Genomic DNA, 23674 nt, shown 5'->3' with positions numbered 1-23674 from the left:
TTATTTTAAGTACTTACTCCCCTTCTCCATAGCATCTTTCCAATTTTTCAATTCATAGTCCATTGCCTTGTCATATCCCTTATTTCTTAACTCCTGGATTAGCATATCCTGAATATGGTTAAATTCCTCATCGGTTTTGGCGAAAACAAGCTGTGACATATTCCTCATCAAGTAAGAGTCTAGTTTGGTTTCGAAATCCAGGATATCGTTTGGAGGATTTTGCACCTTAATTGCCTTCCAAATCCCAGAGACACTGGAAACAGCTGTGGACTTTTCCAAATAGGCTGTCGGATAGCTCACGTTGAAATGCTGACTCCATTCCTTCTCAAGCGGAGTCATCTGTGAAATAAGCATGTCGGGTTCTTTCATAAGATCGATCCGCTGGCCATTAGCATCTTTAGCAAAGCCCAACAGACCTGCGTGATTGCTATATTTTCTTGCTCCTGAAGTCATGACATAATTCGCATCTTCTCTAAGAGCTTGTACTGCGTTTGGAAGCATGCTGGCTTTCCCATTACTTTCAACCCAATTTACATCTTTTACCCCGTTTACAATATCCCTTGAGCCTTCCTCAGACAGTAAATATTGAATGACCCCCAATGCCCTTTCTGGGTATTTGCACTTCGTTGAAATGGCATAAAAATGACTGCCCATATTAGAATCCACAACTGGAATGATCATATTACCGACCATCGGCATCGGCATAAATCCTTTGGATTCACCCTTACTCGCAAATAATTTATTGGAAGTAATGACCTGCCAATCCATAGTGGTCATCAATACCCGGCCATCGATTACTTTTTGTAAAGCTTGACTGTAGTTTTGGGTAAAAGATTCTGGGTCGAGCAATTGCATGCGATTGGCTTTATTAAGAAACTGGGCTCCCATCCAGAAGGAGCTGCTCTTATCCAGAATCACACTTGTTAGGGCGTGGGTATCTGCGTGGAGATCCAGTATATTGTCTTGATTTAAAATGCCATAATAAGCTGCAGGGAAGTTAACCACATTCCATAGCTTCCAGCTATTAAACCATGTTGAGATTCCGTAGACTTTATTCCCCTTTTCATTTAGAGGATGTGCTTGCTGCATCTGGTACAAAACTTCTAGAAGCTCATCCATATTATTCATGGTTGGATAATTCATTTCCTTATAATAGTCCCAGCGAACCCAAGGTGCTGATTTAAAGGTGGGTTCTCCAGGGCTGACACCAGTGGGAATAAAATAAAATCCGCCAGAAGAACCGTCTCCATTGTAATCATAATATTGTTTGGAAAAATCCAATTGCTTCCAATAATTACTGACGATTGCTGGAGCCGATTTTTGGATAATCTTTTCCAAATTAACGACATATTCCCCTTTGATAAGGGGTTTTATTTTAGAGCTGTCATCAATAATTAGGATGTCTGGAAGATCACCGCTTGCGTAAGCACTGGCAAATTTATCTTCACTCCACTGCATATCTATATCTAATTTTACTCCCGTAACGCTTTCGATCTTCTTGGCAACCATATCCGTTTGAACACCGGAAACAAAGCTAACTTGAGAAGGCTCTCCGTTCATAGTTAATGTGATCGTATCTTTACTTTCTACTTTCGATTCTTCTTGCTTAATGGATATCAATTCCCCGGGATTTACGAGGTATAAAAGAATAGCGGTTCCAATTATGATCACGACAATAAGAGAATATAGGTAAGTCTTTTTCATTTTCTTACGTCACCTTCAATGACCGAATTGTATGCTTTTCCGTACTCAGCAGGTGTAAGACCAGTTTGTTTTTTAAAAATATTGCAGAAATAATTCGTATAGACATAACCCACTTCTTGTGCAACTTCAAACACTTTCAAATGGCTGTTGCTCAATAGGTGTTTAGCCTTATTGATTCGAATCATATTTAAGTAATTAGAAAATGTATATCCGGTTTCATTTTTAAATAGCTGACCCAAATATGTCGTATTTACGTTAAACTCCATTGCAATTAAAGTTAGATTCAAGTCTTTCGCATAATGAGTTTGCGCATAGCCGATTAAATTCTTAACGATGGGACTCATCTTTTCTTCTTCTTCTTCTAAATAGTCGATGAACCGCCCTATGATTCCCTTCATCCATTGCGCCAGATCCGGAATCGTCTGTAGTTTAAATACATGTGTGAACAAATCCGAGAAATGGCTAAGAAATTCATCCGCTTGCGGCTTAAGCTCTCGAATCGTTGAACTAGAAAGGATCAGTAGTTCTAGCGAAGTATTCTGGATAAATACAGGTGTTATCCCGTTAATTTGACTGGCTTCAGCATAAATATGATCAATAAAATCATAACTGCTCTGTCTATTTTTTTCATTAAGACAGCCTTTGATCGCTTGAATATCAATTTGGACGACTCGATTCCCTTGCTTATCCGTTACATCCAATTCATCTGAATAAACAATCTTGTTGTGAGAGTAGATTAAACTGAATTCTTGCAAGTTTTTGGCTCGGGTATAACTTCGGTGAATGTTTAGATAGCTAGTCTCCCAATTACCAACAGTGGCAAAGACATCGATATGCAATAAAGTATTAATACGTAGCTGGCATTCATTAAGTAGAGAACGTAGCTTCTTTTCATTACTCGAATCATTTATGGTAAATAATAGGACAATATCTTCATTATAATCTAGAAAACAAATACCGGATGTTTGCTCATTCATAATCTGCGAACAAATATTCTTGATCGCAAATCGAATCAAATCTTTATCATGCTCTGTGTGGAACTTACGATCCTGCCGTTCCGGTAAGAGTTTCATCAAAGCGATACAATAATCCGTATTCGTTAATTGCACATCTAATAATGCACTGCGATCCAGCAGCTCAGATTCGACAATATTTCCCGTCACCCATCGTCTATAAATATTTTCTCTAAACACATGCTTTACTTGCTGTTCTTCACGTGTAGTCTTGAATTCATTTTCAATTTTCTCTACAGTGCTCTGCAGCGTAGGGATTAATTCCTCTACATCTACAGGCTTCAACAAATAATTCTCAATGCCCAATTTAATAGTTTCTCTAACATATTCGAAATCGTCATATCCGCTTAACACAATACATTTGGCCTGCAAGCTTTTGTTAGCCATGTATTTGATTAGCTCCAAACCGTTCATATCCGGCATTTTAATATCCGTCACCACGACATGGATGGTTTCACGTTCTAGGACTTCAATAGCTTGTAGACCATTGGAGGCTTGAGCCGCGATTACCAGCCCATAGTTCTCCCAATTGATTAAATACTTCAAGCCCTCTATAATCATAGGCTCGTCGTCAACAAGCAACACCTTATACATCATTCATCAATTCCTTCTGGGTTAGTGCCGCCATACGGATGGTGACGGTTGTGCCTTCATTGCATATGCTTTCAATGTTGATGCCATACCGATGATCGTATTTCAATTTAATTCTCTCATTTACATTCACAAGACCGATACTATCCGTGTGATTAGAATCAACACTTACAAGCCTATCTTGAATTTCCTTTAATTTGCTGGCTTCTATCCCGATTCCATTGTCAGAGACTTTAAAAATCAAATCATCCTTTTCACAGTAACCTGTAATTCGAATGCAATTGTCGTTTCTCAGGGGATGAAACCCGTGGATAAAGTAATTCTCAATAATCGGTTGAATCGTATGCTTAATGATCCCTAAATGATTGATGTCGTCTTGTATATCAAATTCAATGTTTAATTTGTCGCCATATCGAATCTGAAATAAAGTCAGATATAGCTGCGAATTGGCAATTTCATCCTTCACGGAGATGATGGTCCCCGCCTTAATTGAATTCCGAAATAAGCGGGATAGTGAAAAAATCATTCTGCCCACATCATTAGCACCATTAGATACAGCATTCATTCGAATGGCTTCCAAGGTATTATACAGAAAATGCGGGTTTATTTGGGCTTGCAATGCAGTCATTTCTGCGCTTTTCTGGCGAATTTCTGCATCCTTGCGGCTCAATTCCGCATCGTAAGATTTTTTGATATTGATTTCTAAATCTTCAACCATCTGATTGAAATCAACAGAGATCATATTAATTTCATCTACATTCTTTTTGATCGGTACACGAAACGAAAGATTCCCCGCCCTAACTATTTTCATCGCATCGGTTAATATTTTAATTCGCTTCGAAAACAGATTTGTACTGAGAAATGACAGTAGGATGGATATGAGAATGCAAACCAAGGAGAGAATAAGAATAAATTGTTTCGTTGAATTGAAGCTGCTCAAAATCTGCGTTTGCGGGATGATACCCGCTACGATAAGGCCAGTGTTGTTCTCGCGATCCACATTAACGACATACGTTTTCCCATCAATGACGGCACTTTGCTTCTCGGCCGCAAGTAACTTTCCAGTATATGGATATATCCGTCCGTAGTAGGTATTCGATGAGTCAAATATAACTTCCCCATTCCTCGTAAGGATAAGGATATCCCCTTGCAAATCCTTCTCGTATTTCTTCAGAATTTGACTAATTCCATCCACATCAAAATCGACAATCAGCATACCCAGGTTTTCCGTGGACCATGGGACTTTTAAATTCAAGGTTAAGCTAAAGATCTTGATTTTCTCGTCTTGCAAATAGAAAGGGGATATTGAAGGGAATATGGTTAATGTTGAAGGGTAGTAGTTGATAGTCAAGAGCCTGTCCAAATAATTGAATTCTTTCTTTTTGTATGTATGCTCGTAATTTCGTGAATATACGTAGAACGAACTGTCTACTTTTTTATACATCACAATGCTTTTGATGTCCTGATCACGTGAAAATGCTGATCTAAAATAATCGGAAAAACGCTGCTTTTCATCATAATAATTAATCGTCATGCTTGAGCTGTCATAATTGTTTTCAAGAAAACTAAACACGTCTGGAAGTGCTTCATCTTGATGATAGGCCTGCTCGGTTATTTTCTTAATCAGATCTATTTTCATATCTAGATATCGATTGGTATTAGAGAGAATAAGCTTGTTATATTTAATCTCACGCTGCAATAGCAAATTACTCACGCTAAGCGAACCGATAAGAGTAAGCATAGATAATGCCAAAACAACAATGACAGCGTTTACGAGTAGGATTTTATTAAAAAAACGATTCAAAATATATTTTCGGATGGTTCGCATCAACATGTCTTCACCACCTGTAAGTTACCGCTGTTTGGCGTTAATAAATTCCCTTCAATTATATACTTCTAAATTAAGAGCAGCAATTATAAATATGTGGAAATATACTTGCTTTTATAAGGAAACATCAACGGGATTTCAATTCATGAAGCTTTCCAGCTAATGATATGGAATTTGAGTGTGAAGTTAAATGATACAAATCATTGATTTATGATAAAAATCTTAGTTTCATTCCCGTGGTTCCGGTCACTTCCGCATATAGGTAATGCCTCACAAAGTGGCACTAGTAGCTTGTGCAAATAAGCTTGTTCATTGGCTTTATGCCCTCATTAGAAACAAAAAACCGTTCAGGCTATCCCAACTGAATATTATTGGTATAACCTTCCAAAAAAAAATATGAATGGGGGGTTATTTGGCGTGCTTACTTTTCACTATACCACATGAATTCTATTGACTTTACTGGAATCCTAAAAACAGAGAACACGATCCCCTATTGGGTTCCGAGTTCTCTGTTTTTTAACTTACCAATTTCCACATCCAGGAGCCAGGCTCTGATGTCCTTCCTCCTGTAATATTAGTTATTCTTAATGGTTGCCAGATTGATCATGAGGTACTGTGACGGTTACAGTTTTAACCGTTTTGTTTCCAGCTTTATCTGTAGCTGTATATGTGATGGTGTAGATCCGTGATTTTTCTGCACGCAAACTGAAAGAAGTAGCGGCTGTACCGAAATCGGCCTGAATGTCGCCTTTACCGCTATCTGGTTGATTGCTCGTGATGGACGTTAATACCACGGATTCAACGCCCGATGTAGCATCACTTGAATCCAGCGTGGCGTTGATCGTAACCATTTCATGATTTGCTGGCCAAATCGACGTTTTATCCAACTGAACGGAAAGCGTTGGTGCTGTCTTGTCAACTTGAAATTCGACAGTTTTGAGATCTTCTACATTGCCTGCCTGATCCTTGCTGCGGTATCCGAACACATAAGTTCCGTCACCGAAAGCTGGAATGGAGCCTGTGTAAACGATCCATTCACCTTTATTCACTTTGTATTCCGTTGTTACGGTTCCTCCGTAAACACTGGCACTTACGGATAAGCTTGCAGTCACATCCGTCGTGTACCAGCTGTTCCTGCCGTTAGGCGCAGCCGGACTTAATGTTGCGGTGGTAACAGGAGCTATCTTATAAATGTTGCTTACCGTAATGCTACTTACATTTGATACATTTCCCACTGCATCAGTTCCTCTTGCATACACGGTGTCATTGTCGGAAACATCTACCGGTTCAGTGTACGCTGTCCACGCGCCGCTTGCTCCCACTTTATATTCCATCAACGAAGCGTCCGCTGGGTAACTGATCATTACGGTGACGCTTTGGTTGGTCGGCGTTGTTTTATCTACTGCTAAGGTTGCATCGATAGGTGCTATTCGATCGATATTGCTGATCGTGTAGCTAATCTCATTCGATACATTGCCCGCAGCATCCGTTCCTCTTGCATAAACTGTGCCGTTTTCGGAGACAACCACTGGACCGCCGTATGCTGTCCATGTGCCGCTTGTGCCCAGTTTGTACTCCTTAATCGTTGCGTCTGCTGGAAAGCCGATCGTTACTTTCACATCGTTGTTGGTCGGTACTGTAATATTCGCTGACAACGTTGCATCTTGTGGGGCAACCTTATCGATATTACTAACCGCATAATTGGTTTCATTTGATATGTTGCCCACTGCATCCTTACTTCGGGCATAGACAATACGGTTCATCGTCATGACAATCGGAGCTGTGTACAAGTTCCATGCGCCGTCTGCGTCCAATTTATATTCTCTCACCTGTGCAACATCTGGATAGAGAATTGTAACGCTGACATCGGAGTTGGTCGGGACTGTAATATCGGCAGTAAAGGTTGCATCCGCCGGAGGTTTATAAGCAAAAACTTGCACTTCAGCTAATGACAGATAATTTGTACCTGTCAGCTGAATCTTAACATATCTTCCTTTTGTTCCTGCAGCGTTTACTGTTGTTTGTGGATTGGGATAGGATGTCTGGTGATTTGTCCACACTRCATTTTGACTGGCATTCAAAACTATAATGTTGTAATCATTTAGTCTTTCTGGTACAGCATCTGTTCTATTGAATACATTAATAACTCCAACTGAGTAGTCGGCTCCCAAATCAACCATCCACCATGCTTGAGCTTGGATATTTGTATGGGAAACTTTAAATTTAGCGTTATTTCCATCAACTATTCCGTCTACTGCCAAATTAGCACCTTGTCCGGATAACGTGGAACTTTGTGTAGCGGCTTTATGGTAAGCTAAATTACCAGTAACTGTTACCGTAAAATTTCCTATAACTCTGTTTCCTGCTGCATCTGTAGCACTGCAATTAACAGTAGTGGTACCGAGAGGGAATGATGATCCCGATACAGGACTACAAAAAACTTGCACAGGGTTACCATTTACATCTTTTGCAGTTGGATTGTAATTTACAGGTACCATTGTAGCACCGTTAGAATCAACTGTTATGTTAGGTGCTGTAATACTAGGTTGAAGCGGGTTAAAAGCAAAAACTTGCACTTCAGCTAATCCCAGATAATTTGTACCCGTCAGCTGAATCTTAACATATCTTCCTTTTGTTCCTGCAGCGTTTACTGTTGTTTGTGGATTGGGATAGGATGTCTGGTGATTTGTCCACACTGCATTTTGACTGGCATCCAAAACTATAATGTTGTAATCGTTTAGTCTTTCTGGTACAGCATCTGTTCTATTGAATACATTTATATCTCCAATTGAGTAGTCGGCTCCCAAATCAACCATCCACCATGCTTGAGCTTCTGAATTTGTATGGGAAATTGGAAATGTAGCGTTATTTCCATCAACTATTCCATCTACTGCCAAATTAGCACCCGATCCTGAAAACGTGGAACTTTGTGTAGCGGCTTTATTGTAAGCTAAGTTTGATCCAGTGAATACTTCTACTTCGGCAAGTGCAAGACTGCCCGGATTATTCAACTGAATCTTAACATATTTTCCATTTGCCCCCATCGCATCTACAGACGTTTTCGGGTCTGGATATGTGGTTTGGTTGTTTGACCAAACTACATTTTGATTTGCATCTAAAACGGATATCTTGTAATCGCTTAAACCAGCCTTATTAGCGTCTGTTCTATTGTATACATTAATAGCACCAACACTATATAAACCGCCCAAATCAACCATCCACCACGCTGGTGAATCAGAATTAGTCTGAGAAATCTGATTAAGAGTGCCATTTCCGTCTGTGTTACCATCTACTGCAATATTTGCGGTTGAACTACCCATTGTTGAACTTTGTGTAGCCATTTTTCCTAAAGCAAGGTTATCTTTAAAATCGAAATTTGGTGTCGGTCCATCACCACCATCGACTCCTGCATTATGCATGATACTTAGTGCGTTTGAATTCCAAGCGTTGCCGACGACTGCAAAATTTGCCTTTACAGCGTTTGTTCCGCCCGTCTTGAATGTAACCATGCCGTCAGAATAATAGTTGAGATACGCAATGTTGTCATGGGCATTATAGTATGCCGGCGAATTGACGGAATTGGTATAATACCATCTGTTTGTGCCTGGAATAGCATTGCTTATCACATTGTTAGTATCAATAAATCCAGAAGAACCGTTATCTCTGTAAAGATAGCCATAATCAGCCAAGTCTGCATACAAGTAATTGTTGAATACCTTAGAACCCGGCTGGCTGCCAAGTGTATAAATTGCACCGCCATCATGCAACTTATTCATTATATTATAAATAAGGTTACTGCTAATGATATTATCCTTAGCTTGTGATGTACCATAAGTATCTGCAAAACCCCAACCGAATCCCATAGAAATGCCAGTGTATGGCAGGTCGTACAGTGTATTATGTGTAATCAATGTGCCCTGAGTATAGCCTATAAAAATAGCTGCATTAGCTAAATATTCAGCGCCGACTCTAGTCATTGTGTTATTTGATATTTTATTGTCCTTTACATAAACTCTTGGGTCTGTAGGATGATGATCGATGTCTGTACTAACACCACCGATGTTCATACCATTACCAGAAATATCGCTGAAATTGTTATGGTCGATTAGGTTATTCTGGCTGCCATAATCGAAATTTAAGCCTACACTTCCCATGTGTGTAAAATTACAATTTTGTATTACAAAGTTTTTCGCTGTGCTGAATGTTACACCGGCAGGTACAACCCATGTTGCTTTATCCCAACTGTTTGGGCCACGTTTTAATACACCAGTTTGAAGATCAGCGTATCCATCGTTGCTAGCAGCGCCAAACCAAGTATCGTAAGAGAAAGTTAATCCGTCAAACTGTATATTGTGGATTGGGTTATCTAATGTTCCAATACCGCTAACTAATTTTTCAAGTGAAGCTGCAATGAAAGTGGATGTTGTCATGCTTTCGCCGGCACGAGGAATATAATAAATTTTTCCTTCTGATCTGCTAAGATACCATTCTCCTGCTGTATCTAACAATTCATATGCATTATCAATGTAAGTCGGATTAGAATTGGGTGTAAAATGATTATGAGTGTTGCTCCATGCAGGGCTTTTCATCGTTACATTTAGTCCAGTTATTGATTCCACAGGTGTTCTCGTACCATTAGGACCATTTTGGTGCGAAAATTCTATGTCTTGAGGATTCCGCCAAGTTGCCATAGTGGAATAGAGACCAGTCGCCGGCAATGTAAAACCTGTACCTGTTTTCGTAAATCCAGTAAGTGCGCCAACACTTCTTGCACGAGGCGCTCTAACGCCATCAACATAAAATTGACGAGCATTAAAGGATGTGCCGACATTTGCCACATATATATTTTTGGCTGCGTCAGACAATGTCCAACCTGTTACCGGAGTTCCGCCGCTAATAATCGGAGTTTCACCGTTATATGCTTTGTAAATGACATTATAGCCATTTGTTCCGGAATCTGTTTGATCTAATAGTAGCGTATTGGTTAAGGAATACGTTCCTCCGCGTAAATAAACGATAATATCGCCAGTCATACTCCCATTTATTGTCCTTACTGTATCTCTTGCTTTGGCAAGTGTCGCAAACGGTTCGCTTATTGTCCCTGCGTTGGAATCACTTCCTGACGGTGAAACATAATATGTCGCTTGTGTCGCAGCATATGCGTGATTGAATCCAATGGCAGTTGACGTGAAAAGGGAAATAATCAAAGTCATACAAGTTATCATTGCTGTAACTTTTTTTGATATATTCGAATGGTTTTTTTCCATGCATAATCCTCCCAATTTCAATTAAATGTGATCCAACTCTAATCTTACAACTTTATCGTAATTGGCTACACAATCCCTCCCTTCAAAGAGGATGCGCTTACATTTTTTCGGAAATGAGATTAGTAGATCTCAAATCTAAATTAATCTGATAGAAAAAAAGGGCTGTCTATTGCATTGTAAACAGCCACCTTTCAATTCATTGTAGTTTCATGGAGTCAAATGTTAATACCAAAGGCTCTTTCACTTGGACGAGCAATTGCTTTCTTTGGTTAAACACAACTAACTCTATTATCTGATCAGCTTTAGTTGAACAGAGTGTAACTTGTACGATCTTATTTGTCTGATCCCACTTTAGTGAAACTTCAATTCCGCCATGAGCAAGCATCGGTCCTGCTTCACCGCGAATCCATTTTTCAGGCAATGCAGGAAGAACGCGAATTTTCCCAGGCGATGAGATCATCAGCATATCCTGAACGACTGCGCTCCAACCCATATTGGCATCAATCTGAAATGGCGTCCAAGGCAAGTCGATTGTCATGCCCATTCCACGCCAATCACTACAGAGAGCGAAGAAATTACTAAGTACAGATGAGCGACACAGCTTCTCAAAGCATTCCAGGGCTCGATCCCCATCGCCTATTCGAGCGTAGCTGTTGGCTGTATGCATAAACGACCAACCGCATTGCTCCCTTAGGTTCGCTTCGTTGGAACGATTGTTGACAGCTGCAACAAAAGCATTATAGATTTCAGGTGAGCTGTCTGGATCGATTTCCGAACCCGGGAATATTGGATAAACGTGAGATAAATGGCGGTGGAAATCATTGTCAGTGAAATGGGGGTGCATCCATTCGCGAACGGCTCCGTCCTGATTCACTTGATAGGGTGGGATCTTCTCTAGCATGGCTTTCCATTTTCCAACCTCATTCTCATACATGCTAACCTTGGAAGCTACGGATATTAAATTCGAGAGCACTTCTTTGGCAATGGCAAAGTCCATCGTCGCATTGATCGTCGTTTCCATGACATCGACAGCTTCAAGATCGTAGAGAATATTTTCTTTGGCATAATTGCCTGGCGTATTTTCCGGAGATACTGATGGGCTAATCACATAATAGCCATCAGCACCGACCGTCAAATAATCCTCATAAAATAGAGCCGTCTCATAGAGAAATGGTAATGCCCGCTCACGGAGAAAGGCTTCGTTCAAGGTATATTCATAATACTTGGCATAAAATTGCCCCACCCACCCAGCCCCTGAAATCCAATGGACAATGTGTGGATAGATGATCTTTAACAGCCCTGATTCCGGCGTCATCGGAGCTGGAACGAAGATGCCTCTACAGCCATAGAGTTGTTTGGCATTTGTTCTGAAGTCCTCAAGTTTACTATCCATATAATCGAACACGGCAAGCAGCAACTCAGGCATATTGCCGCTCAAAGCTTGCCAGTAAATCATCTGTAAATTTTCGTTCGCCATGTGAAATGCCCATAATGCCTTATACTCACCACACCAAAGTCCGTAAAGATGACACGGCTCTCCACCTTTACGCGTACTGGACACGAGTAAGTACCGACCAAAGGACCACATTTTTTCCGTTAAGGCCAACGACGTAATTCCTCTATAAGCTTCCATCAGATATTCTTCATTAAACCGATCATGATCATCAGCATGCAGGTCAAACTTCATTGCATGAAATAGCCTCTGATGCTCCCTAATATGACTTTCGAGCAGACTGTTATAGTCCTTAGCCTGGGCTTCTAAATCAAATATAAGTTGCTGCCACTGCAGCATTCGTTCACCTGCGGCAAAACATTTAATCGTTATCAAGACTCGATCTGCATTCGAGATCTGAAGGGCACCATCTATGCCAGACATGCTTCCACCATCGATTGTAACTTTTGCCACCGCGCCAAAATCCAGACCGTTATCATTGCGAGCTGCATAAAGCAGGAAATTCGCTTTTACGATGGATTCCATTTCCTCGGCCAGTGCAAGTACATCATCATCTACAGGCTTAACACCGCCAAATTCATCATGCAACCCGATACTTACATGGCAAGAGATGCTCCCTGGCTTAGAGCTTCGAATCTCATAGACAATCGCATCGTCAGAACGGGAAACAAACAACACCCTGTCATATCGAATATCTCCATCTAGCCAAGAAACCGTCACTTCACCTGTGTTCATATTCAGCGTTCTGCTATAATCCTGAAAGGCATGCTTGCCTTGCATACGAATATTCAAATTCCCTAATGGCAACGGGAAGGTGTGTTCCGCATGGTAACCTGCCGCAGCCAGAGCATCAGGAAGGACCCGATCGGCTTCTCTGGCTTTTTCTTGTTGCAGCAGTTCACGAACAAACGGTAAATGTCCACTAACATTAGGGAGATCAGGCGTAATTCCATGCCACCAAAGTTCCGCGTGATTGATGAGTACCGTCTCTTTATGCACGCCGCCATATACCGCTGCTCCGATAACTCCGTTACCAGAAGGGAGGGCTTCCCGCCACTTCGCCCCCCACCATGATGTCGGATACATCAGTTTCATTTCGTTTCTAGACATGCAATCTACTCCTTGCTTTCTTGCAAACCTACTGCTCTATCCTTCGAGAATCACATGGACATGCAGCATTTGTTTCGCATCAAGCTTAATTTCCAACTTGTCGTTTCGAATATGCTTTAGTTCCATTTGGATTTCTTCCAAAGCATTGGTTTGATAGGCAGCGATAATCTTTTTGTTCGGAAATTGCAGCCCTGCCTCCACTTGTCGATCCGTACAATTACTTAGACGAACCAGGATTCCAAATCCTTCCTCAACCGGTTTAACATCAAAGATCTGAACGCCATCACCGGTGACCTGAATGAATTGTTCAGATTCCTCTTGCTTACAATGAATAACCGGATAGGAGAGAATAGGGGATACGGCTTTAACTGCAGAATCCATCGCACTTGCTGGATCGAAGGATTGAAACGTATTCAGGTAATAGACGAAAGAATTAAACCCAGGTTGACGTGCTCTGAAATTCGTTTCCCAGTAATTGTTCATCGGCCAAGCTAATAAAAGCGGATTTGCTTGCTTATCAATCGTTTTTTGCTCTTTGCCGAAGTTAAAGCCCCCCACTTGCACAAGCGGTGCATCTTGGCAAATCAACGCTACCCCATGCTGACCATCGTAGACGGATACACTTTTATCTACCGTAACATAATCTCTGCATACTCCCGGCAGCTGCTCGGCATCAAGTTCGGCCCATTGACCAGCCGTATCATAATGGCAGCGCCATTCTTGCAGGTTCAAAGGAATAGCAAAGTAAGTGCCTTCCGGCGTCGTAATATCCTGCTTATAGAAAGAAGCCTTCATTTCAATATCCGCACGATAACTGAAAAAAGTAAACCTTTGCTCCAGATTGTCTACACCTGGCGCATCCCATAGCAAAATCAAAGTCGCGCTGTATGTACTTCGTTCTACCTTACATGACTTCAGACCTGTATAGGTTAGACGCTTAGCCTTCCATTCGTGATTCCAGCAGCTGATGCTATCATTTGCTTTTTCAACGTCTCTTGGAAAGAAGGTTCTGCGATGATTCGGATGATAGAGCGTGTCAATCGTTTCTTGCACGTATTGAAACAAACTATAGGGACTGCTTTGATCAAGAACTTCCCAGTCCTGCCGCTTATCAACTAAACTGAGGATTCGACCYGTYGYYGGATCAAAKRRACATCTGTGGAAAGGCGTCTCAATCCGTCCTTCCTCGATCATGATAAGGCCATTAACAAGCTGATTCGGACTAAAAGGTTCCACATACTCCTTGATATTGCCTACGCTTGCTTCAATATCCTTCGAATGCTCCATAATTTGCAAGGAGTTCAAAGGTATCTTCTTCCAACTGAACGGAGGCAACTCAACCGTTCCATAGCTGACTTCCGAGTGATTTTTATCATAGTTCATCAGCACTTCACGCGTTCTTATATCGTAAAGATGCCTTCCTTTCTGCAGGTAACTAGCCGGAATTTTAAGATCATGCATAATGGAAGCGGAAGAAGGATTGAGTAATAAAATACCTTCAGGCTCTTGCGATTGTCGGGGATTGCCGGCCCACTCTTCTAATTGCGTCCCTAATAACTGACCCGTTAAGCTATTGCCCAAATAAGCATAATGCGCTTTATGTGCCCATTGAATATCTGTATTCAGATCATCGGGTTCAGCAATGGAAGTCCATACCCCGAATGTGTGCTCATCGTATAATTGAATTTGCTCCCACGCTTGTTTTTTAACTTTTTGATACGAGATATCGCCCTTGCTGCCAAATGATTCTAGAAGCTCGACCGCTTTCATACCTTGCTTGGTTCTACGATTCAATTTCGTTTCTTTGGCTGCGCTTGCTGAACCAAAGTTCCAATAATCCGTCCAGTCTCCCGTGTGCGTCTGAAATTGATCTTCATGTTTCTTCACTTTGGCATATAATTGCTCTGGCGTGACAAACGAAATCGTAAACTCCCGTTGTTCTTCGTTCCAGGTTTTAAGTAATTGTGCCAACTCTCGATCCGGTGAATTGTTATCGAAAGCAGGTACATTCGTCGACGTCAAATAAATAAAGTCAAACGGATACTCTGGATTTGCGTCGATTTTTTCTAAATACTTAGCTAAGCCATCCGCAATTTTATTCGTGGTGCTGCCATCATATAGATTAGTAATTTGACCAAATAGCGAATAATGCTCGCCATTAAAGGTAAGCAGCTTTCTGCCATCTGGTGCTTGCCAATGGAAAGCGTCTGGGCGCGTTAATGGAACGCCTCCCATATGGATATTAATACCTGTGATATAAAACTCCACACCCGCATCCAGCAATAATTGACTGTACGACCATGGCACTCCGTTAATATCATGATTGATAGCGCACTTGATCTCGTAGCCGAACTGAGTTCTTATTTGTTTGACGGGATATAACATTCTAGCCAACTGCYCTGCGGTACAAAGTGGAGTCGAATGAAAATAAGTGGCGGACAAGCTCAATTGTCCGTTATGTAAAAAATGAGTAAAGCGTTGAAGCTGCTGCTCAGTTGCCGTTTCAAGCCAAAGCAAAACAGGATACGTAGCTTCGCATGTCCAACGAAATTTATTTAGATCAGACCAATGTTCCGTTAATTCACATAATTCTAACGCTTGATCAATATATTCTTTCTGTTTCTCCAATAAGATGGGCTGTGCATGGGTATAACCAACATCCAAGTGACTATGGTGTAAAACTAAAACCTCTTTAATTTTAGACATAGATAATCTCCTATTCTTTTCCATAATAAAAGGTAGCTTCATCCTTACACGAAGCTACCTATTAACAATTTTATTTAACAATATATTCTTGCACGGCAACCTTAGCTTTCTCATATTCAGCTTTATACCATGCGTTTGCTGTATCAAGACCTAGACGTTTCAGCTCTGCAATTTGTGCTTTTACATTTTCACTGTACTCAGCATCTGTTTTACTCATCACGATCTTAGGAAGACCCTTAGTTAAAGAATTAGTGATCGCAGTGTTGATTCGTGCAATATCATCTGGAGGGATAGGAATCGCACCTTGTGCAACTGGATTAGCATAGTATACGCCTTCTTTACCAACAGCCTTCTCATACGCTTCGCCTGGGTAGCTGCCCCCGAAATGCTTCGCATATTCTTGTTGTCCTGGAGTCATAAGTGCTGCCATAGCAGCTGTTGTGTTCGAAAGATTAATTGGTGCACCATCTTCTGGATTAACAATTGTTGAATCAATCAGCATCAAAGATGCATAAACCGTATTCAGACCAAAACCATTTTTCTTCACAAAATCTGGATCTGATTTCATTTGAGCAACGACTTCAGGCTTCATCTCTGGCTTACCGTTAACCAAATCCCAATGTTGACCCTTCACGCCAGAAACAGTCAAACGGCTTCCTTCATAGCTTGCAAAATAATTCAATAGATCCATCGCGCGATCTGGGTGTTTAGATGTTGCTGCAATACCATACCCAGTMCCTACGTAACCCAAGTTTGATCCATACCCCTTTAAGGTTGTTGGGAATGCACCTGGAATTAATACCATAGATGCTGATGGATTAACCTTTTGCAAGGCAGCATTGATCTCTGCATTAAACCAGCCTTGTGTCCATGACATGACTTGACCGTTCATGATCTTAGCCTTTAAACCGTCAGCCTTCTGTGTAAAGCTCTCAGGATCAAGCAACCCCATTTGGTAAGCTTTGTTATAAAATTTAACTGAAGTACCAAAGAATGGAGCATTCTCATCCGCATATTGATCCACAAGGACTCCATCATTTCCTGCTAGGAGACCGGCACCAACAGGCCATTTTGCACTATTATTAGTTGGTAATGCATTATATTCCCATAAAGCGAAATCGCTAGCAAGCCCAATTCCGTATGTTTTCTTTCCATCTGCTGTCTGCGGATGTTTCTTCACCATATCCGCAAGCAAATTCAGATAATCATTCGTATTCTTCACTACTGGTAATCCAAGCTCTTTATAGTAGTCCCATCTTGTCAATCCGCCATAAATGTGTTCAAGAGGAGCTGGGGCGTTAGCCAGTGCGCTATTACTAGGTGCAGTATGACCAGGAATCACATAAAGCTTACCATCAGAATTCGTGAATTTCTTGGAATACTCAAGCGCCTTGGCAAGATTAGTTGTGAGATTCTTACCATTCGTCTTAACCAAGTCATCCAATGGCAACAACAGCTTGGCATTCATCAACTGCACTTTATTCRCATCTTCTACCCAAACAAGATCAGGAACATCTCCGCTGGTAATCTGTACGAGTTGTTTGGTTTTATCAGCAACAACCCATTTAATTGTAATATTGAGCTTCTTCTTAATCTCTTCGATAATTGCATCCGAAGGCTCCATCGGCCCTCCACTCCAAATCGTCAGCGTAACAGCTTCCTTCGGTGCTTGGGATGGCGTTGTTGATGCTGCACCCGCTGCTGGGGTTGTAGAGGCTACCGGCGGATCTGCTTTACTACATGCTGTTAATGAGAGTGCGACCACCATTGTCATGGCTAATGTACTTGTAACCACTTTCTTGTTAATCATTTTTCTAGTCCTCCCTTATCATGTATAAATCTATATTAAAGCAGATTAGTAAGATCTGCACTTAACCTTTTATAGCGCCTACCATCAGACCTTTAACAAAAAATCTTTGAAAAAAAGGATAGACGAACAAGATAGGTAATATTGTGACAAGTGTAATGGTCATTTTTATAGCTTCTGGCGTGGTCTTTCGCGCAGCTAATCCATCAACTCCAGCATTTTTGCGGAGCGCTTGGGCAAGARCATCCGCTTGGCTCAAATAGTTATAAAGCGTATATTGCGCTGTATATAGCCGTGTGTCGTTTATAAAAAGCAGACTGTCAATCCAGCTATTCCAATGATTAACTGCAGAGAAAATCGCAATTGTAGCCATGATTGGCAAAGACAATGGGAGAACTACTCGAAAGAACATACCCAGATAACCGGCACCATCAATCATTGCCGCCTCCTCAATAGCGGGAGGCAGTTGTTCAATAAATGTCTTGATCAGGACAATGAAGAAGCCCGTAACAGCTGCTGGAAGTATATAGACTAGAAAATTATCTTTTAAACCCAGACTCGCATAAGTAAGATAAATGGCAACCAGTCCGGCATTTAAATACATCGAAGCAATAACTAATCGATAAACAATGACACGAAACAACATTTCTTTCTTGGACAGTAAATAGGCAAATAATGAAGAACAGAAAAGCGTAAGCACAGTACCTGAGACTGTCCGAAGGACAGATATCCATATGGAATGGAGCAAGTTATCCAGCTGGAACACTTTCACATAAGTGGCCAATGTAAGCCCTTTCGGAAATAGATATACACCTTTGGCTGCCTCTGTAGGATCACTAATCGAGTAAATAAACACATAATAAAAAGGGTAGAAGCAAACGAAACATATCAGGAACAATAAAAAGTAATTTGTCATATTAAAAAGATTAAATCTTTTTTTAACCATATAGACCCTCCTGAATATCGTCGGTGGTGCAACTTAGAACATAGATGTGCCTCGTATTTTCTTCGCTGCGTAATTAGCTGTGAAGACTAAGATAATACCAATAATGGATTTCAGCATCCCAATTAGAACCGAGAAAGATAAGTCATTTAAAGTAAATCCGATTCTGTAAACAAAATAGTCAAGGACCTCAATTTTATTAGCCACTAGGGGATTGTAAAAGACTAAATATTGATCCAATCCGTTGTTTAGCAGGTTCCCAATATTGAGCAAGAAGAGAACAAAATAAGTCTCGGTAATACCTGGAATCGTAATATGCCAGATACTAGACAATCTTCCGGCACCATCTACTCTAGCTGCTTCATACTGCTCTTGGTCAATCCCTGCGATTGCAGCCAAGTAAATAATTGCACTATAACCCATGCCTTTCCACATGGTTAACAAGGATTGAAAATACCAGGTTGCTTCTAAGTTCCCAAGAATATTAATCGGTTCATTAATCAAATGAAGCTGCTTTAATGCAAAATTAACGACGCCATCCATCGAAAATATTCCCCACATCACACCAAATATGATTACCCAGCTAATGAAGTTTGGAAATGTAGAGATGGATTGAACTAGCTTATTAAATTTAGCATTCTTTGCCTCTGACAACATAATGGCAAATATTACTGGAATCGGCGACAACAAGATTCCCAATCCACTAATTGCAAACGTATTCTTAAGCGCGTTTATGATATCTTCCTTATAATAAATTGCCACATGAATGTATTTCATCCCTACGAAAGGACTATCTAACATATTCTGAAATACACTCTTGTTAAACACGGGTCTATAATCGATAAACCCGAAATACCATCCGAACAATGGAAGATAGTTAAATATGATTAGTAGTAGGATAAATGGTACTGACAACAGGAACAGGTACAACCCATTGCTGATCTTTCCATTTTTATATAGAATTGTTTGTTTTGATTTCATTCAATACGCCTGCCTTCACTAATTTGACTGTATATAGATCATATAATTAATTGTCGAATGTTAAAATGATCATTCTCAAGATATGTTTAACTTTAATACTGACTTTCCAACTTAAGAATCCATCCTTTCGAATGTACTTGTACTTTTTTACGAATTATTGATGTTTATTACGATATCTCGTCAGAAAGGGACAAGAAACAACCCCATCCGCAATCATGAAGTGCACCCCTTATAATGAACATTGGAAAAACCCCCTGGGTAAACCGATGAATTATAAGGGGTGCATTTTTTATGGCGATCAAAGGACAAACGTTTAAGCATTATCCAGAATCCATCAAGACAGAGGCCATTCGGTTACATATGGTGGAGGGATGGAGCTACAGAGAGATCACAGAACATTTGGATATACATGACAAGGGTCGGGTCAAGAAGTGGATGAGGAAGTACCGCGAGTGCGGTGAAGAAAGTTTCAAGGACAAGCGTGGAGTACCGTTTCGGACAGAGACAGAGCAGGAGCGCCTGATTCGACAGTTGCAGCTAGAGGTAGATGTGCTAAAAAAGTGGTTACAAATCTTGAATCGGGAGGTGCGCAAAAGAGATACTACGTCGTTGATGAACTAAAGGAAGAGCAAAGTGTAAAGGGCCTATGCTCTTACTTGGGAATAAGGGATGCCAGTACACGTCTCATGCCTACCACGACATGCTGCCAAAGGTTGGCGCCCGAATCAGCATGTCACGCCGAGGAAATTGTTATGACAACGCCTCAATCGAAAGCTTCTTCTCTCATCTAAAAGTGGAAGCTCTCTATCCCTATGATATCCGAACCATTGAACAAGCACAAAGGCGAATTGAAGAATTTATTCAATTTTATAACGAGGAAAGAGCACAGAGAAAACTAAATAAGCTGACGCCGGTTGAGTACCGACGCCAGCTTGCTGCCTAGGGCTTTTTTCAGTGTCCATTAAATGGGGTCTTGACCAATCAAGCGAATAGGGTTGCCTTTTTCATATATGGTATTCAAACTTTTCGTTCATTTCCGCAGGGGCAGCCCTGTTGTCCTGAGGACAAAAGGAAGACAGAAGGACATCGGTAACCTCAGTTGCGACTTTAAAAGTGTACGACTTAAAGGAATCAACGGAAATTCGGGCCGCACTTGACGGAATCGAAAGCGGAGAGGCTTTCGATTCCGTTGGACAACCTGCTGCGTAAATTCGCAGAGACGTTGAAGGCAGAACCTTTTCCTTAACAGAGATTTTTGGAATTGGATTCCAGTTTCACACCGAAATCGTTCAGGCCAGCGGAAATGCGAGGTTATTGACTCTCGGCTTGACTTCAACAAATCCCTCTTGTGTTAAGCGGTTAATGGCGTCTTTCAAGTCTGCGAAGTCTCGATTCAAGATCATCTTTTTGAGCAGCAAATAGTCTTTTTCCGACAAGTCCCTATATCGGAAGGCGATTAGTGCCGGTCTTGCGTAGGAGCTATCCCTCCGTCATTTGGAATGACAAATGGGACAACTCCCGGCAAGAAGTTCTATTGGTTGGTCTCCATACATGTTGATTTCCTTCAGACTCTCGTGTGATTTATTACTGTGCTGCCAGGGCAGCAATTTCGCTGCCGCTCAGCGCTCTGACATATACTCTAACATCATCAATGCTGCCGTTCCAATAACCGGCGACCGAGGATGCTGGTCCCGTTCCCGCATCATTGGGTTTAACCCCGATGCCTAGTGGATTAAAGGATGTTTTTAATGTGCCGTTATACGCCACGCTCGCAGCCTGAAGGCCATTCTTATACAGCCTGATGAATGATCCGTCAGCGACAACGGCTACATGAACCCATTGCCCGGTCGGAAAAGCACCGCTATCGCTAGCCTGCACGACCGTTCCATTCGCCTGAGTCACATAGACACCCAGTTTTCCATCGCCATTTCCCAATCCAAGATGGATTTGGCCGCTTGAGGATTCACCCCAGTTTTTCAGGATGGTACCCCAAGTTGTATTGGCATTCGCATAGACCCATGCCGTATACGTCGCCTTCGTAGACGGCTTCGCATAATTACTCACTAACGCATAGTTATTGGTGCCGTTAAGGCTAAGCGCATTATAAAGATGTCCGGTTGCCCATGTCGCTCCGCTCACGGTCGCCGAAGCTCCTCCCACGGAATCGGATGCCGCCGTTCCGCTTGTTTCGTCAAACTTCTAGTTGTTCTGCAAGATGTCGCTATACAATTCGAGCTCGTAAATTCTTGCCACATCATTGTTGTTAAGCGATGGTTTCGTGATGTACAGTCTTACGTATCTTGCATTAAACGGCGTTACTTCCCGATCCGTTATCGTATACATGTTGTAATCGACCTGGTCCACATCGGTCCAATTCGTACCGTCGCTGCTTGCTTGCAGTTTAAAATAATTGGTATTTAGACTTGTGGCCTCGCCTGCAACAGCTGCGTTTTTAACCACATACCTGCTAATGTTATACGTTTGTCCCAGATCGACAATAGCCCACTTGTCGCCTGTCGTTGCATCGCACCACTTGTCGTTATTGATATCACTCCACTTGCCATCAACCAACTTGGAAGGCATAGTGCTGGCATTAAAGTAACCACTGGCCATAACGGACTTATTTAGCGCAACGTTAACTCTCGTATCCGCACCTACAGCCGAATTTCTTCCGTATACATCGAACGAGTAAATTCTTGCGACATCGTTCGTTGTTTGCGTAGGTTTCGTAATGTACAGTCTTATATATCTTGCTGCAACTTCAGCAAAATCCCTCGTCACGGTCATCGTGGTATTTCCCGATACATTATCTACATCGGTCCAAGTAGTTCCGTCTGCGCTAACTTGGAACTTCCAGTCTCTCGTATTTAGACTTGCACTCTCTCCTCCCCATTCCGCATTTTTGAGAGTATATTTACTTAAATAATAGGTTTGTCCAAGATCCAGATGCAGCCACTTGTCGCCTGGAGTAACGTCACACCATTTATGGAACCATTCCTCGTCATTCGCATATTTAGGGGCTTGATCCGCTTGATTATAACCGCTTGCGGTCGCTAAAGTTTGGGATGACACATTCGCCAGCACTGGCTTGAACGCATATTGATTCAAATCAATATCCACCCATCGKGATCTGTAAATTTCGTTGGTCAGAAGACCCGATCCGTTATTCACATTGTATGTCACAAGCAAATGCCCTGCTGGAGAAAGATGAGGATGTGCTTTGGCATTATAAATTACAGTTTTTCCGCCATAGATTCCAGGCTCGGGTCCATCGAAAAATGCCACACCCGGACTGAATGGACCCATGGGGCTGTCCGCGATACTATACTCTAAAGTAGAGGACATGCCCCCCCTCGTATAGACCGCCATATATTTACCATTATAAATTCCGCTGTTGATCGGAGTGACGCTGAACTCATTTGAGATATGCATAGGACCTAATATAGCGTTTGTATTGTTCGTATCCGCTGCACTATGGGACCAATCTGAGCCTGTCCAAAATTCCCATTTTGTAAAATCTTCGATATATTCCGGCAGCACCCTTGAAACGACTAGGTTGCTATTAAAGTCATCGGAAAATCTGAATCCATACATATACAGATAACCATCAGGATTCGGCGCTCCAGCTCCTGTTGTATTGTCCATAATGCCCGCGCCGAACGCCACAGTAAATCCGTTGTTTGTATTTACGAGAGGGGTATTCGTGACAATAGTATAATTATTCAGATCAAGAGATCCATTTACAATCGGGATTTTTATCATATCTTCACGATTGATACGCCAGAAGCTATCGACCAAATAACCGAATACATATACGAAATTTCCTACCCTGACACCGTCCATCAGCCAATAATTTGAACCGAACACATTCGCAGTTGTCATATCTCCATGGCTGCCATAAATAAAATTCATATTTGCTGGATTTGGTGTACTCCCGGTAAAAGTGGAGAGCGAGTGGTTAATCATCGGACCGCTCTTGTTGAGCGTCGCATCATCTACAGTTCCGATAAAGGTATCCGAGTAAAGCCAGAGCGTCTTTGATGTCGCCGTAGCACTCCCAATAGCATCATTGCCGTCCAGTGGTATGGAATAAATGCCGTCACTGTTGATCCATCCGCTTCTTCTGTCCCACATTTTTGTCCAATCTGGCGCCAATGTCGCCTTTAGCGGCAATTGCAGTGCTGTTGCGTGCGCTGTCGGGGTAAGGCTGAAGTTAAAAGGGAGATCAGAAAAAATACTTGTTGCCACCATTCATACTCCTCCTCAGGATA

Annotated in this window: 14 protein-coding genes; 2 read left to right on the top strand and 12 right to left on the bottom strand. The window is 41.6% G+C overall.

Annotation, left to right across the window (positions count from 1 at the left end; all coding sequences use genetic code 11):
* The 9 genes from AC1DVJ_RS14810 to AC1DVJ_RS14770 all read right to left on the bottom strand — a co-directional run bounded on the left by AC1DVJ_RS14810 (position 1) and on the right by AC1DVJ_RS14770 (position 19403).
* Positions 1-1704 carry an extracellular solute-binding protein gene (locus AC1DVJ_RS14810; protein ID WP_477591911.1) on the bottom strand — a complete coding sequence of 568 codons (1704 nt, stop codon included), beginning with the start codon at positions 1702-1704 and terminating at the stop codon, positions 1-3.
* Complete coding sequence (locus AC1DVJ_RS14805) at positions 1701-3314, bottom strand: response regulator (protein ID WP_477591909.1); 1614 nt, start codon at positions 3312-3314, stop codon at positions 1701-1703. Before AC1DVJ_RS14805 ends, AC1DVJ_RS14810 begins: the two co-directional genes overlap by 4 nt.
* Positions 3304-5142, bottom strand: a complete 1839-nt coding sequence (locus tag AC1DVJ_RS14800) for a sensor histidine kinase (RefSeq protein ID WP_477591907.1) — start codon at positions 5140-5142, stop codon at positions 3304-3306. Before AC1DVJ_RS14800 ends, AC1DVJ_RS14805 begins: the two co-directional genes overlap by 11 nt.
* A gap of 578 nt (positions 5143-5720) precedes the next feature.
* Entirely contained in the window at positions 5721-10403 is a 4683-nt protein-coding gene (locus AC1DVJ_RS14795) for a galactose-binding domain-containing protein (RefSeq protein WP_477591906.1), read from the bottom strand.
* 196 nt (positions 10404-10599) lie between these two features.
* Positions 10600-12966 carry a glycoside hydrolase family 95 protein gene (locus tag AC1DVJ_RS14790; RefSeq protein WP_477591904.1) on the bottom strand — a complete coding sequence of 789 codons (2367 nt, stop codon included), beginning with the start codon at positions 12964-12966 and terminating at the stop codon, positions 10600-10602.
* Between the two features lie 36 nt (positions 12967-13002).
* Entirely contained in the window at positions 13003-15672 is a 2670-nt protein-coding gene (locus AC1DVJ_RS14785) for a glycoside hydrolase family 38 N-terminal domain-containing protein (protein ID WP_477591902.1), read from the bottom strand.
* 70 nt (positions 15673-15742) lie between these two features.
* Positions 15743-17482, bottom strand: a complete 1740-nt coding sequence (locus tag AC1DVJ_RS14780) for a type 2 periplasmic-binding domain-containing protein (protein WP_477591901.1) — start codon at positions 17480-17482, stop codon at positions 15743-15745.
* Positions 17483-17543: 61 nt separating this feature from the next.
* Positions 17544-18425 (bottom strand): carbohydrate ABC transporter permease, encoded by an 882-nt coding sequence (locus tag AC1DVJ_RS14775; RefSeq protein ID WP_477591899.1) that lies wholly within the window; start codon positions 18423-18425, stop codon positions 17544-17546.
* A 33-nt stretch (positions 18426-18458) separates the two neighbouring features.
* On the bottom strand, positions 18459-19403 hold the full coding sequence (locus AC1DVJ_RS14770) for an ABC transporter permease subunit (RefSeq protein ID WP_477591897.1): 945 nt from the start codon (positions 19401-19403) through the stop codon (positions 18459-18461).
* Between the two features lie 291 nt (positions 19404-19694).
* On the opposite strand from AC1DVJ_RS14770, the gene AC1DVJ_RS14765 reads away from it, so the two are divergent.
* Together AC1DVJ_RS14765 and AC1DVJ_RS14760 are read left to right on the top strand one after the other, a co-directional pair.
* Positions 19695-20024, top strand: a complete 330-nt coding sequence (locus tag AC1DVJ_RS14765) for a transposase (protein WP_477591895.1) — start codon at positions 19695-19697, stop codon at positions 20022-20024.
* A gap of 79 nt (positions 20025-20103) precedes the next feature.
* Positions 20104-20346 carry a transposase gene (locus tag AC1DVJ_RS14760; RefSeq protein ID WP_477591893.1) on the top strand — a complete coding sequence of 81 codons (243 nt, stop codon included), beginning with the start codon at positions 20104-20106 and terminating at the stop codon, positions 20344-20346.
* A 346-nt stretch (positions 20347-20692) separates the two neighbouring features.
* On the opposite strand, the gene AC1DVJ_RS14755 is transcribed toward AC1DVJ_RS14760, so the two are convergent.
* The 3 genes from AC1DVJ_RS14755 to AC1DVJ_RS14745 form a co-directional block, all read right to left on the bottom strand.
* On the bottom strand, positions 20693-20839 hold the full coding sequence (locus tag AC1DVJ_RS14755; protein WP_477591891.1) for a hypothetical protein: 147 nt from the start codon (positions 20837-20839) through the stop codon (positions 20693-20695).
* Between the two features lie 148 nt (positions 20840-20987).
* Entirely contained in the window at positions 20988-21542 is a 555-nt protein-coding gene (locus tag AC1DVJ_RS14750; RefSeq protein WP_477591889.1) for a LamG domain-containing protein, read from the bottom strand.
* Between the two features lie 60 nt (positions 21543-21602).
* Positions 21603-23654 (bottom strand): discoidin domain-containing protein, encoded by a 2052-nt coding sequence (locus AC1DVJ_RS14745; protein WP_477591887.1) that lies wholly within the window; start codon positions 23652-23654, stop codon positions 21603-21605.
* Positions 23655-23674 lie beyond the last annotated feature (20 nt).

It is taken from the genome of Paenibacillus sp. P4_A9 (genome assembly GCF_056402415.1).
Note: the sequence above shows the minus strand (reverse complement) of the source record. Positions and strands in the feature narration are given on the sequence as shown.